Raw genomic sequence first — 11747 nt, forward strand, 5'->3', positions numbered from 1 at the left:
CGCATGGCGCAGCGCCTCCCCCTCATGCTGAAGGATGCGGGCCTGACCGCCTTCGTCGCAGCCGCCCTCGGCATCTTCATCGTCGGCTTCCGCACCGTCGACATGGGCGGCGGAAAGGGGCTGGGCTTCGACTATCATCTCGTCGATCTCGCCGTGGCCGTGGCCGTCATCTTCATCGGCCGGCTCGGCCTGTCGATGGCCGCCAACGGCCTGCGCTGGCCCGCCATCGTGCTCGGCGTCGCGATGATCGTGGCCGGGGCCTCGCCGATGAAGCTTCCGTCTGGCTTCCTGCACTGGTTCGTGGCGCTGGGCGGTGTGCTGCTGGTGATCCGCGCGATCTGGCCGTGGGCCAACGACGCGATGGGCGCGGCGGCGCGGACGCCGTCGGGCGTGGCGCTGGGCAAGGCCGGCTCGAAATGGTTCGGCTGGCTGCTGCTGGCCGCCGCCGTCCTGATGCCGTTCACGCCCTTCGCCGACCAGAAGACGATGGACCTCGGCGTGCTGATCCTGACCTACGTGATGCTGGGCTGGGGGCTCAACATCGTGGTCGGACTCGCCGGCCTGCTCGACCTGGGCTACGTCGCCTTCTATGCGGTCGGGGCCTATGCCTATGCGCTGCTGAGCACACAGTACGGGCTGGGCTTCTGGACGGTCCTGCCGCTCGCGGGGATGATGGCGGCGCTGTTCGGCATCATGCTGGGTTTCCCGGTCCTGCGTCTGCGCGGCGACTATCTCGCCATCGTCACCCTGGGCTTCGGCGAGATCATCCGCTTGGTCCTGCTCAACTGGTTCGACCTCACCAACGGACCGGCCGGCATCGGCTCGATCCCGGGGCCGACCCTGTTCGGCGCGGTGTTCGCCGAAACGCCGCCGCCGGGCAAGCAGACTGTATCGGAGATGCTGGGCATCGCCTTCGACGGCAATCACCGGCTGATCTTCCTGTACTATATCATCCTCGGCCTGGCACTGATCACCAACCTCTTCACGCAGCGTATGCGCCGGCTGCCGGTCGGACGCGCATGGGAAGCGTTGCGCGAGGACGAGACGGCCTGCCAGGCGCTGGGCATCAATCCCACGAACACCAAGCTCACCGCCTTCGCGATCGGCGCCATGTTCGCGGGCTTCGCCGGTTCGTTCTTCGCCGCCAAACAGCGCTTCATCAGCCCCGAGAGCTTCGTCTTCATCGAATCGGCGATCATTTTGGCCATCGTCGTGCTGGGCGGGATGGGCAGCCAGATCGGCGTCGTGCTGGCGGCGGTGCTGCTGATCGGCCTGCCGGAATGGTTCCGAGATCTCGGCAGCTATCGCATGCTGGCCTTCGGCCTCGCCATGGTGCTGATCATGGTGTTCAAGCCGCGTGGCCTCATCTCCCATCGCGAGCCGTCGATACGATTGCATCCGGGGGGCGGCGGATGAGTGCACCGCTGATCGAGGTCGAGCACCTCACCATGCGCTTTGGCGGCCTGGTCGCAATTGACGACGTCTCCTTCGCCGCCCGTCCGAAATCCATCACCGCCATCATCGGACCGAACGGCGCAGGAAAGACCACGGTCTTCAACTGCATCACCGGCTTCTACAAGCCGACAGTCGGACGGCTGACCTTGCGTGGGGCCGGCGGCGAATTCCTGCTCGAACGCATGCGCGGGCACGAGATTGGCCAGAAGGCCAAGGTCGCGCGTACCTTCCAGAACATCCGGCTGTTCCCCGGCATGACCGTACTCGAGAACCTGATGGTGGCGCAGCACAACAAGCTGATGCGCGCCTCGGGCTGGAGTCTGCTGGGGCTGGTTGGGGCCGGGAGCTTCCAGCGGGCCGAGGCAGCCGCGGTCGAACTGGCGCGCCTTTGGCTGGAGCGCATCGGCCTGTTAGCTGACGCCGACCGGCCGGCCGGCGAACTGCCCTACGGCGCCCAGCGCCGGCTCGAGATCGCCCGCGCCATGTGCACCGAACCGGTGCTGCTCTGCCTCGACGAGCCGGCGGCCGGCCTCAATCCGCGCGAATCCGCGGAGCTCAACCATCTCCTGGTCTCGATTCGCGACCGCGACGGGATCGGCGTGCTGTTGATCGAGCACGACATGAGCGTCGTGATGAACATCTCGGACCATATCGTCGTGCTCGACTACGGACGCAAGATCGCCGAGGGCGATCCGCAGGCAGTGCGCAACGACCCGGCGGTGATCCGCGCCTATCTCGGCACCGACGAGGAGGCGCTCGATGGCTAAGCCCTCGATCCTCTCCGTGAAGGGCATCGAGACGTTCTATGGCGCGATCCAGGCCTTGCACGGCGTCGACCTCGACGTGGCGCGCGGCGAGATCGTGACCCTGATCGGCGCCAACGGTGCGGGCAAGTCGACCCTGCTGATGACGATCTGCGGCAATCCCCGGGCGCGCAGCGGCACCATCGTATTCGACGGCGAGGACATCACCGGCCTGCCGACCCATCAGATCGTGCGGCGCGGCGTGGCGCAGGTGCCGGAGGGACGGCGCATCTTCGCGCGCATGAGCGTCTACGAGAACCTGCAGATGGGCGCGATCCTCGCCGATCCGGCCAACTTCAAGAGCGATCTCGACCGCGTCTTTGCCATGTTCCCGCGGCTGGCGGAGCGGCGCGACCAGCGCGGCGGCACGCTGTCGGGTGGCGAGCAGCAGATGCTGGCCATTGGCCGCGCGCTGATGAGCCGGCCGCGGCTCCTCTTGCTAGACGAGCCGTCGCTTGGGCTCGCGCCGCTGATCGTGCGGCAGATCTTCGACTCGATCGGCCGCATCGCGCGGGAAGAGGGGGTCACCATCTTCCTGGTCGAACAGAACGCCTTCCATGCGCTGCGCCTGGCAGACCGGGGCTACGTGCTGGCCAACGGCCGGGTGCGCCTCAGTGGCAGCGGCAAGGAGCTGCTGGCCAACCAGGAAGTCCGCGCGGCCTATCTCGAAGGCGGCCACGGATGAGCCCGCTCGACACCTTCATGTTCGACTGGTTCGGCGACACGCTGTTCAACGTCGTGCTGTTCAACCTCGTCCTGATCGGGCCTGCATCCTTCGCGGCGGGGCACGCGGTGGCGCTCACGTGGCGGCCGTGGCCGCAGGTCGTCTTCTACACTGCATTGCTGTCTGCCACGCTGCGCTTCCTCGACTATGCGCTGGCCAATGGCGAACTTCTGTCGCTCGCCGGATTTGGGTTCGGCTGGGCGGTGCAACTGGCGATCGCGGCCTTTGCCTACCGGCTCACGCGGGCGCGCCAGATGGTGCGCCAGTATCCCTGGCTATACCGGCGCAAAGGCTTGCTGGGCTGGGACGAGCGGCACTAAGCTTGCGGCATGCTCCGCCTCGGCGGAGGAGGCTCGAACAATCAGGGAGACCCGGATGAAGAAGTTTTACGGCACGCTGGCGGTCGCAGCCGTTGCGCTCATGGCGACGCCCGCGTTCGCCCAGATCAAGATCGGCTCCGCCGGTCCGATGACCGGCGCGAACGCGGCCTTCGGCGAGCAGCTGAAGCGCGGCGCCGAAATGGCGGTTGCGGACATCAACGCCGCTGGTGGCGTGAACGGCCAGAAGCTGGAACTGGTGATCGGCGACGATGCCTGCGACCCCAAGCAGGCGACCGCGGTCGCCAACAAGATGGTGTCGGACAAGGTCGCGTTCGTGGCCGGGCATTTCTGCTCGGGCTCGTCGATCCCGGCGTCGGACATCTACAAGGAAGGCAAGATCCTGCAGATCACGCCGGCCTCGACCAACCCGAAGCTGACCGACGACGCGGCCGGCAAGGGCAACACCACGGTGTTCCGCACCTGCGGCCGTGACGACGTTCAGGGCACGACGGTCGGCAACTACATCCTGAAGAACAACAAGACCGCCAAGGTCGCGATCCTTCACGACAAGTCGCCCTACGGGAAGGGCGTGGCCGACGAGACCAAGAAGGCCCTGAACAAGGGCGGCCTCCGCGAGACGATGTACGAGGCCTACAACGACACCGACAAGGACTTCGCCGCGCTGATCAACAAGATGAAGCAGGCGAAGATCGATATCATCGTGCTGGGCGGCTACCACACCGCGGGCGCGCTGATCATCAAGCAGGCCCGCGAGCAGGGCCTCGCGGCGAACATGATGGGCTTCGACGCGCTCGAGACGGCCGAGTTCGCCCAGCTGGGCGGCGCGGCCACCAACGGCGTGATGATGTCGTTCCCGCCGAAGGCCGAGGACGACCCCAAGAATGCCGCCCTCGTGAAGAAGTTCCGCGACGCCAAGTACAATCCGGAAGGCTACACGCTGTTCAGCTACGCCGCCGTGAAGGCCTGGGCCGACGCCGCCAACAAGGCGAAGTCGACCGAGGCGGCCAAGGTTGCCGCAGCCTTGCGTTCGGGCAAGTACGACTCCGCCGTCGGCGTGCTCGAGTTCGATGCCAAGGGCGACATCAAGGACGCGGTCTACGACATTTACGTCTGGAAGGACGGCAAGTCCTCGCCGATCAAGAAGTAGGGCAGAACAGCCCTGCGACGGAGAGGCCCGGCATCCGCCGGGCCTTTTTCTTTCCGAATCAGTGTCTTGTGGGTCGCTTTCCACGATTTTGGGGGACCGTGACACCGCGGCCCCCGATATGGTATCGGGAGGCTCAATAGATAGAGGGGATCGATCGTCGATATGCCGGGGGGCGCCATCGCGGTCGCGTCGGATCATGCCGGCTTCGACCTTAAGGAAATCCTGAAGCGCGACCTACAGGAAGCGGGTCACGACGTGCTGGATCTCGGCACGAATTCGACCGATTCCGTCGACTATCCGGACTTTGGCCGGGCCATGGGCGAGGCCATCGCGTCGGGCAGGGCGGGACGCGGCGTGCTCGTGTGTGGCAGCGGCATCGGCATCTCGATCGCGGCCAACCGAAATCCCAAGGTTCGCGCAGTGCTCGCGCACGATGTGACTTCGGCGCGGCTGTCGCGCGAGCACAACGACGCGAACGTCATCGCCTTCGGGCAGCGCCTGATCGGCGTCGAAGTGGCGCGCGAGGCGCTCAAGGTCTTCCTCGATACCGAATGGGCTGGCGGTCGCCACGCCGGCCGCGTCGACAAGCTTTCAAAGGGTTGAGTGTCATGAGCCAAGCCGCCGTCAAGATGAGCGATTCTCCGCTGCCGATGTTCACCGTGGGTGTGGCCGAGTCCGATCCGGCGATCGACGCCGTCCTCAAGGGCGAACTGCATCGCCAGCAGGAGCAGATCGAACTGATCGCCTCGGAGAACATCGTCTCGCGTGCCGTGCTCGAGGCCGCGGGATCGGTGCTCACCAATAAGTATGCCGAAGGCTATCCGCGTCGCCGCTACTACGGCGGCTGCGAGGAGGTCGACAAGGCCGAGGACCTGGCGATCGAGCGCGCCAAGAAGCTCTTCAACTGCTCCTTCGCAAACGTGCAGCCGCACTCCGGCGCGCAGGCCAACCAGGCCGTCTTCATGGCGCTGCTGCAGCCCGGCGACACGTTCCTCGGGATGGCGCTCGACCAGGGCGGCCATCTCACGCACGGCTCGCCCGCCAACCAGTCGGGCAAGTGGTTCAAGGTCGTGTCTTACGGCCTCAAGCCCGACACGCATCTGATCGACTACGAGCAGATGGAGGAGGCGGCCCGCCGCGAGAAGCCGAAGCTGATCATCGCCGGCGCCTCGGCCTACTCGCGCCAAATCGACTGGGCGCGCTTCCGCAGGATCGCCGACGAGATCGGTGCCTATTTCATGGTCGACATGGCGCACTATGCCGGCCTGGTCGCGGCCGGCGTCTATCCGAGCCCGCTGCCACATGCCCATGTCGTGACGACGACGACGCACAAGACGCTGCGCGGCCCGCGCGGCGGCATGATCCTGTCGAACGATGCCGAGCTCGGGAAGAAGATCAACTCGGCGGTGTTCCCCGGCCTGCAGGGCGGCCCGCTGATGCACATCATCGCCGCCAAGGCGGTGGCGTTCGGCGAGGCGCTGAAGCCCGACTTCAAGGTCTATGCGCAGCAGGTGGTCGACAATGCGCGGGCGCTGGCGGCGACGCTGACCGAGCGCGGCCTGAAGATCGTCTCGGGCGGCACCGACAGTCACGTCATGCTGGTCGACCTGCGTCCGAAGAAGGCGACCGGCGTGTCGGCGGAGAAGGTGCTCGACCGCGCCGGCATCACGACCAACAAGAACAGCATTCCGGGCGATCCGGAGAAGTACACGATCACGTCGGGCGTGCGACTCGGCTCGCCGGCGGGCACGTCGCGCGGCTTCGGCGTCGCGGAGTTCCAGCAGATCGGCCATCTGATCGCCGACGTGCTCGACGGCATCGCCAAGAACGGCCCGGACGGCGACGCCCAGGTCGAGGCCCAGGTTCGAGCCAAGGTGCACGCGCTTTGCGCGCGCTTCCCGATCTACCGCGACTGACAAGGCGCAAAGCCAGAAGAAAACAGGGGAACTAGATGCGCTGTCCATTCTGCGGTCACGAGGACACTCAAGTTAAGGACTCGAGGCCGACCGACGACAATTCGGCGATCCGCCGGCGGCGCTATTGCCCGTCCTGCGGTTCGCGCTTCACGACCTTCGAGCGCGTCCAGCTGCGCGAACTGACGGTGGTGAAGAAGAACGGACAGCGCGTGCAGTTCGATCGTGACAAGCTGGCGCGTTCCATACAGGTCGCCTGCCGCAAGCGGCCGGTCGACCCGGATCGCACGGAGCGCGTCGTGAACGGCATCGTGCGCCGTCTCGAGAGCTCGGGCGAGAGCGAGATCCCCTCGACGCAGATCGGCGAGCTGGTGATGGACGCGCTGCGCGCCCTCGATCCGGTAGCCTATGTGCGGTTTGCCTCGGTCTATCGCAACTTCCGCGAGGCCCGGGACTTCGAGGAGTTCATCTCCGACCTGGCCGATACGGCTCACTTCAAGGACTGACCGATGATGCGCGCGGCGCTCGCGCTGGCGCGCCGTTCGCTCGGCCGCACCTGGCCCAATCCCGCCGTCGGCTGCGTCATCGAGCGCGACGGTCAGGTGATTGCGCGCGGCCGCACGCGCGACGGCGGCCGGCCGCATGCCGAAGCCGATGCGATCGCGGAAGCGGCAAAGGCCGGCGTGTCGCTGGAGGGCGCCACCGCCTACGTCACGCTGGAACCCTGCGCGCATCACGGTCGTACGCCGCCCTGCGCGGATGCGCTCGTGAGTGCCGGTGTCGCGCGTGTCGTGTCGGCGCTCGAGGACCCCGATCCGCGCGTGAAGGGGCAGGGGCATGCGCGGCTGAAGGCGGCCGGCATTGCCGTCGAAGTGGGTGAGGGCGCGGCCGACGCCGCCCAGATCAACGCGGGATTCCTGCGGCGCGTGCGTGAAGGCCGGCCTCTCTTCCATCTCAAGATGGCGGGCTCGCTCGACGGTCGCATTGCGACCGCATCCGGCGAGAGCAAATGGATCACCGGTCCGGCGGCGCGCCAGGACGGCCATCGGCTGCGCGCGATCCACGACGCCATCCTGGTCGGTGCGGCGACGGCTGCCGCCGACGATCCCGATCTGACCTGCCGGCTGCCGGGACTCAGGTCGTACTCGCCGGTCCGTATCGTCCTCGACTCGCAGGCGCGCCTGTCGCCAACCTCCAGACTCGCGACCTCGGCACGCGCCACGCCAGTGTGGCTCGTCTGCACCAAGGACGCTCCGGCGGATCGAAGAGACAGGCTTGCCGGCCTCGGTGTAGAGATCGTCGAGGTCGACGTCGGCACGGACGGGCGTATCGACGTTGCGGCGGCCGCACAGGCGTTGGGCACGCGGGGGCTGACCCGGGTCCTCGTCGAGGGCGGCGGCCACGTGGCCGCGTCCTTCCTGAAGGCTGGCCTCGTCGACGGCATTTCGAGCTACCGCGCCGGGTTGATCCTGGGCGGAGACGGCCGCTCTGCGGTCGGCGGACTGGAATTTGCACGGCTCGGTTCCGCGCCCCGGTTCCGGCTGGTTTCGGCGCGGCAACTGCAGGGCGACACGCTGGAAACCTGGCGGCGGGAGGATTAAGTAGCGGCCATGTTCACAGGTATCGTGTCCGACATCGGCGAGATCGTCTCGGTTGACCCCGGCGGCAAGGCGGGTGACCGTCGATTCGTCATCGCCACCCGGCACGACATGGCGCCGATCGCCATCGGGGCCTCGATCGCCTGCTCGGGCTGCTGCCTCACGGTGGTCGAGAAGGGCGCCGGCCGGTTCACGGTCGAGGTCTCGGCGGAGAGCCTCGACAAGACGCATCTCGGCGACTGGACGGTCGGCAGCCGCCTCAACCTCGAATTGTCGCTGAAGCTTGGCGACGAGCTGGGGGGCCATCTCGTGTACGGTCACGTGGATGGCGTCGGCCGGATCGTCTCCATGACACCGGAAGGCGGCAGCGTGCGCTTCGTGTTCGAGGCGCCGCCCGAACTGGCGCGCTTCGTCGCGGCCAAGGGGTCGGTGGCGATCGACGGCATTTCGCTAACGGTCAATGAAGTCGATGGAAACTGCTTCGGCGTGAATGTGATTTCACACACCCAGGCGGTTACCACTCTGGGACAGACCAGGGTCGGCCAGCGGGTCAACCTTGAGGTGGACATGCTCGCGCGTTACGTTGCGCGACTGTTGGAGCATCAGAAAAAATGAGTGCGCTCGAAAAGGACGCTTGGCGGGTCACCTTCAGCGAAGTGAAGGCCGCCGCCGAGGACATCATCGAGGAGGCCCGGAAGGGCCGGATGTTCATCCTTGTCGACGACGAGGATCGCGAGAACGAGGGCGACCTGGTGATCCCGGCTCAGTGGGCGACCCCGGAGGCCATCAACTTCATGGCCAGGCACGCGCGCGGCCTGATCTGCCTCGCTCTCACGCGCGAACGGGTCGAACAGCTCGGCCTGCCGCTGATGTCGCAGAACAACCGGACCCGCCACTCGACCGCGTTCACCGTCTCGATCGAGGCGCGCGAGGGCGTGACGACCGGCATCTCGGCCGCCGATCGCTCGCGCACCGTTTCTGTGGCGATCGATCCGTCATGCGGGCCGCAGGACATCGTGACGCCGGGCCATGTCTTCCCGCTGGTTGCCCGCGACGGCGGCACGCTGGAGCGTACCGGCCATACCGAGGCTGCGGTCGATATCGCGCGCCTGGCAGGCCTCAATCCGGCCGGCGTGATCTGCGAGATCATGAACGACGACGGCACGATGGCCCGTCGCAACGACCTCATCACCTTCGCGCAGCGCCACGGGCTCAAGATCGGCACCATTGCCGACCTGATCGCCTATCGCCGCCGCTACGACTCGATCGTGAAGCGCATCAGCGAGACCGCGCTCGACAGCACCTGGGGCGGCGACTTCCGTTGCGTCGTCTACGTGAACAAGGTGACGATGGCGCAGCATGTCGCGCTCGTGAAGGGCGATCCCGCCGCGGGCGGTCCGGTCATGGTGCGCATGCACGCCGTCAATCTCTTCACCGATACCCTGGGCCAGCGCAGCGGTGGCCGCGGCGGCGAGATCGAGGCCTCGATGCGCGAGATCGCCAAGGAAGGCCGCGGCGTCATCGTGTTGATCCGCGAGCCGCTCACCGTCGTCCTGGCCGAGCAGCGTCGCCGCGCCGGGGAGCCGATCGAACCGGCTGGGCAGGAGTTGCGCGACTACGGCGTCGGCGCCCAGATCCTGATCGATCTCGGCGTGAAGGAAATGGTGCTGCTCAGCAACTCCCAGAAGAGCGTCGTCGGTCTCGAGGGCTTCGGTCTTAAGATCGTCGCCCAGAAGCCGGTCCCCGGCCGCGCGAAGGTTTAAGCATGTCGACACGGACCGAAAACCCGACCGCCCGGCCGGCGGTCGCCGGCGTCAAGGGCGCGCGCATTCTCATCGTCGAGTCGCGCTACTACGCCGATATCGCCGACGCGCTGATCGATGGCGCCAAGCGGGAGATCGTGAAGAACGGCGCGAAGGTGGAAAGCATCGTCGTTCCGGGTGCCTTCGAGATCCCCGGTGCGATCGCCCTGGCGGCCGGCAAGAAGGGCAAGCGGTACGATGGCTACGTGGCCCTCGGCTGCGTCATTCGCGGCGAGACCACACATTACGACTATGTCTGCGGCGAGAGTGCCCGCGGACTGATGGATCTCGCGGTCCAGAAGAAGCTGGCGATCGGCTATGGCATCGTGACGGTCGAGAACATCGAACAGGCGCGGGCGCGTGCCTTTACGGATCGCGGCGACAAGGGCGGCGATGCGGCCCATGCCTGCCTTGCGATGGTGGCTCTGGCCCGTCGCTGGAATAAATCGTGAGCGACGCCAAGCCGGCCGTGCCCAGCCGCCGCCAGGCCGCCCGGTTGGCAGCGGTCCAGGCGCTTTATCAATGGCAGGAGGGGCAGGATGCCCCGGCCGAGATCATCGAGCAGTTCCTGAAGGTGCGTACCGGCGAAGCCGGCGAGGGCGGCATGCGCCGCGACGCCGACCGTCCGCTCTTCAAGGACGTGGTCGAAGGCACCACGACCAACCAGGTCGCGCTCGAGGCGATGGTGACGGCTTCGCTGGCGCAGGACTGGACCTGGGCACGCGTCGATCGTCTGGTGCGGGCCATCCTGCTCGCCGGCGCCTACGAACTCGCGCATCGGGGTGACGTGCCGTGGCGCGTCGTCATCAACGAATATGTCGAGATCGCCCACGCGTTCTATGACAAGGGCGAGCCGAGCTTCATCAACTCCGTTCTCGACCGCGTGGCGCGTCAGGCGCGGCCGGACGACCAGAAGTAGGCCGTCATGGCGCGGCCTGGGCGGATCGGTGAATTCGAGCTGATCGCCCGCTACTTCGCGCCACTCGCCCGCGGCTTCAGGGGCGCAGGCAACCTGCAGAGCGACAACGCCTTCCTCGCTGCCGACGCGCGGCGCGACCTCGTGGTCAAGACCGACACGATCGTGGCGGGCGTCCATTTCCTGGCCGACGACCTGCCGGCCCGGATCGCCGCCAAGGCCCTGCGCGTCTGCCTGTCCGATCTCGCGGCCGGCGGCTCGACGCCCTTCGTCTATCAACTGTCGCTCGCCTTGCCGTCGAACTGGACCGAGGCCTGGGTCGCCGCCTTCGCCAGAGGATTGGCCGCGGACCAGCGGCGCTATGGAATCGTCCTGTGCGGCGGCGACACGGTGGTGACGCCGGGGCCGCTCACCGTGACGATCACCGCCTTCGGTCGGGTGGCACGGCGCAAGGGGCTCGGGCGTGCCGGGGCGCGGGCAGGGGACGAGCTCTGGGTGAGCGGTACGATCGGCGACGGGGCGTTGGGGCTGCTGGTGGCGCAAGGCGGTCTGCGCAATCTGTCGGCCCGCCAGCGGGCGTCCCTCGAGGATCGCTACCGGCTGCCGCGACCGCGCACCACGCTGGGACCCGAACTCGTCGGCATCGCAACCGCGTGCGCCGACGTGTCGGATGGGCTGCTGGCAGATGCCGGTCATATCGCCAGCGCCTCCAGCCTTGCCGTGACGATCGAGCGGAGCGAGGTACCCCTGTCGGTCGCGGGCCGCGCTGCTGTGGCGGCCGACCCGGGTTTGTGGCCGAACGTGGCCGGCGGCGGCGACGACTACGAACTGGTGATGGCAGTGCCGCGCCGGAAACACGCGGCCCTGGAGGCCGCGGCGCGCCGGGCCGGGGTCAAGGTCACGCGCATCGGCCGCTTCGTGCGGGGAGCAGGAGTGGAATTGAAGGCCGGCGCGGAGATCGTCTTGACTGCGCGGAAGGGATACGTTCACTTCTAGTGAAGTGGGCATTCTCATAGCTGCACTGCGCATCTCCCCATGGCGCGGACAG

Annotated in this window: 14 protein-coding genes; all 14 read left to right on the plus strand. The window is 67.2% G+C overall.

The genetic code is table 11. The annotated features are described in order from the left end of the window. Positions 1 to 3 precede the first annotated feature (3 nt). The 14 genes from livM (at position 4) to thiL (ending at position 11695) form a co-directional block, all read left to right on the plus strand. Positions 4 to 1416, plus strand: a complete 1413-nt coding sequence (gene livM / locus KQ910_RS23875) for a high-affinity branched-chain amino acid ABC transporter permease LivM (RefSeq protein WP_229600955.1) — start codon at positions 4 to 6, stop codon at positions 1414 to 1416. Further along, positions 1413 to 2222, plus strand: a complete 810-nt coding sequence (locus KQ910_RS23880) for an ABC transporter ATP-binding protein (protein ID WP_216966039.1) — start codon at positions 1413 to 1415, stop codon at positions 2220 to 2222. The genes livM and KQ910_RS23880 overlap by 4 nt, the downstream gene beginning before the upstream one ends. Continuing rightward, positions 2215 to 2943 carry an ABC transporter ATP-binding protein gene (locus tag KQ910_RS23885; RefSeq protein ID WP_216966041.1) on the plus strand — a complete coding sequence of 243 codons (729 nt, stop codon included), beginning with the start codon at positions 2215 to 2217 and terminating at the stop codon, positions 2941 to 2943. The genes KQ910_RS23880 and KQ910_RS23885 overlap by 8 nt, the downstream gene beginning before the upstream one ends. Beyond that, on the plus strand, positions 2940 to 3302 hold the full coding sequence (locus tag KQ910_RS23890) for a DUF6867 family protein (RefSeq protein ID WP_216966043.1): 363 nt from the start codon (positions 2940 to 2942) through the stop codon (positions 3300 to 3302). Before KQ910_RS23885 ends, KQ910_RS23890 begins: the two co-directional genes overlap by 4 nt. A gap of 55 nt (positions 3303 to 3357) precedes the next feature. Continuing rightward, the gene (locus KQ910_RS23895; protein WP_216966045.1) at positions 3358 to 4470 is read left to right on the plus strand and encodes a branched-chain amino acid ABC transporter substrate-binding protein; all 1113 of its coding nucleotides are present in this window, start codon (positions 3358 to 3360) and stop codon (positions 4468 to 4470) included. 162 nt (positions 4471 to 4632) lie between these two features. Continuing rightward, positions 4633 to 5073 carry a ribose 5-phosphate isomerase B gene (gene rpiB / locus KQ910_RS23900; RefSeq protein WP_216966047.1) on the plus strand — a complete coding sequence of 147 codons (441 nt, stop codon included), beginning with the start codon at positions 4633 to 4635 and terminating at the stop codon, positions 5071 to 5073. 5 nt (positions 5074 to 5078) lie between these two features. Next, positions 5079 to 6386 (plus strand): serine hydroxymethyltransferase, encoded by a 1308-nt coding sequence (glyA, locus tag KQ910_RS23905; protein ID WP_216966049.1) that lies wholly within the window; start codon positions 5079 to 5081, stop codon positions 6384 to 6386. Between the two features lie 35 nt (positions 6387 to 6421). Beyond that, positions 6422 to 6889: a transcriptional regulator NrdR gene (nrdR, locus tag KQ910_RS23910; RefSeq protein WP_216966051.1), complete on the plus strand. Its 468-nt coding sequence runs from the start codon at positions 6422 to 6424 to the stop codon at positions 6887 to 6889. Positions 6890 to 6892: 3 nt separating this feature from the next. Continuing rightward, positions 6893 to 7984, plus strand: a complete 1092-nt coding sequence (gene ribD, locus KQ910_RS23915) for a bifunctional diaminohydroxyphosphoribosylaminopyrimidine deaminase/5-amino-6-(5-phosphoribosylamino)uracil reductase RibD (RefSeq protein ID WP_216966053.1) — start codon at positions 6893 to 6895, stop codon at positions 7982 to 7984. Positions 7985 to 7993: 9 nt separating this feature from the next. Continuing rightward, on the plus strand, positions 7994 to 8596 hold the full coding sequence (locus tag KQ910_RS23920) for a riboflavin synthase (protein WP_216966056.1): 603 nt from the start codon (positions 7994 to 7996) through the stop codon (positions 8594 to 8596). Next, positions 8593 to 9744 carry a 3,4-dihydroxy-2-butanone-4-phosphate synthase gene (gene ribB / locus KQ910_RS23925; RefSeq protein ID WP_216966058.1) on the plus strand — a complete coding sequence of 384 codons (1152 nt, stop codon included), beginning with the start codon at positions 8593 to 8595 and terminating at the stop codon, positions 9742 to 9744. The genes KQ910_RS23920 and ribB overlap by 4 nt, the downstream gene beginning before the upstream one ends. A 2-nt stretch (positions 9745 to 9746) precedes the next feature. Further along, the gene (locus KQ910_RS23930) at positions 9747 to 10235 is read left to right on the plus strand and encodes a 6,7-dimethyl-8-ribityllumazine synthase (RefSeq protein ID WP_216966060.1); all 489 of its coding nucleotides are present in this window, start codon (positions 9747 to 9749) and stop codon (positions 10233 to 10235) included. Further along, the gene (gene nusB / locus KQ910_RS23935; RefSeq protein ID WP_216966062.1) at positions 10232 to 10702 is read left to right on the plus strand and encodes a transcription antitermination factor NusB; all 471 of its coding nucleotides are present in this window, start codon (positions 10232 to 10234) and stop codon (positions 10700 to 10702) included. Before KQ910_RS23930 ends, nusB begins: the two co-directional genes overlap by 4 nt. A gap of 6 nt (positions 10703 to 10708) precedes the next feature. Further along, positions 10709 to 11695 carry a thiamine-phosphate kinase gene (thiL, locus tag KQ910_RS23940; protein WP_216966064.1) on the plus strand — a complete coding sequence of 329 codons (987 nt, stop codon included), beginning with the start codon at positions 10709 to 10711 and terminating at the stop codon, positions 11693 to 11695. The last annotated feature ends 52 nt before the right edge of the window (positions 11696 to 11747 follow it).

Source organism: Reyranella humidisoli (genome assembly GCF_019039055.1).
In the GTDB taxonomy this organism is placed as follows: Bacteria; Pseudomonadota; Alphaproteobacteria; order Reyranellales; family Reyranellaceae; genus Reyranella; species Reyranella humidisoli.

What these genes read in the sequence shown, in the direction of transcription:
- KQ910_RS23890 (WP_216966043.1), top strand. Translation starts at nt 2,940, where the DNA reads ATGAGCCCGCTCGACACCTTCATGTTCGACTGGTTCGGCGACACGCTG.
- KQ910_RS23885 (WP_216966041.1), top strand. Translation starts at nt 2,215, where the DNA reads ATGGCTAAGCCCTCGATCCTCTCCGTGAAGGGCATCGAGACGTTCTAT.
- ribB (WP_216966058.1), top strand. Translation starts at nt 8,593, where the DNA reads ATGAGTGCGCTCGAAAAGGACGCTTGGCGGGTCACCTTCAGCGAAGTG.
- KQ910_RS23930 (WP_216966060.1), top strand. Translation starts at nt 9,747, where the DNA reads ATGTCGACACGGACCGAAAACCCGACCGCCCGGCCGGCGGTCGCCGGC.
- livM (WP_229600955.1), top strand. Translation starts at nt 4, where the DNA reads ATGGCGCAGCGCCTCCCCCTCATGCTGAAGGATGCGGGCCTGACCGCC.
- thiL (WP_216966064.1), top strand. Translation starts at nt 10,709, where the DNA reads ATGGCGCGGCCTGGGCGGATCGGTGAATTCGAGCTGATCGCCCGCTAC.
- glyA (WP_216966049.1), top strand. Translation starts at nt 5,079, where the DNA reads ATGAGCCAAGCCGCCGTCAAGATGAGCGATTCTCCGCTGCCGATGTTC.
- KQ910_RS23920 (WP_216966056.1), top strand. Translation starts at nt 7,994, where the DNA reads ATGTTCACAGGTATCGTGTCCGACATCGGCGAGATCGTCTCGGTTGAC.
- rpiB (WP_216966047.1), top strand. Translation starts at nt 4,633, where the DNA reads ATGCCGGGGGGCGCCATCGCGGTCGCGTCGGATCATGCCGGCTTCGAC.
- KQ910_RS23895 (WP_216966045.1), top strand. Translation starts at nt 3,358, where the DNA reads ATGAAGAAGTTTTACGGCACGCTGGCGGTCGCAGCCGTTGCGCTCATG.
- nrdR (WP_216966051.1), top strand. Translation starts at nt 6,422, where the DNA reads ATGCGCTGTCCATTCTGCGGTCACGAGGACACTCAAGTTAAGGACTCG.
- ribD (WP_216966053.1), top strand. Translation starts at nt 6,893, where the DNA reads ATGATGCGCGCGGCGCTCGCGCTGGCGCGCCGTTCGCTCGGCCGCACC.
- KQ910_RS23880 (WP_216966039.1), top strand. Translation starts at nt 1,413, where the DNA reads ATGAGTGCACCGCTGATCGAGGTCGAGCACCTCACCATGCGCTTTGGC.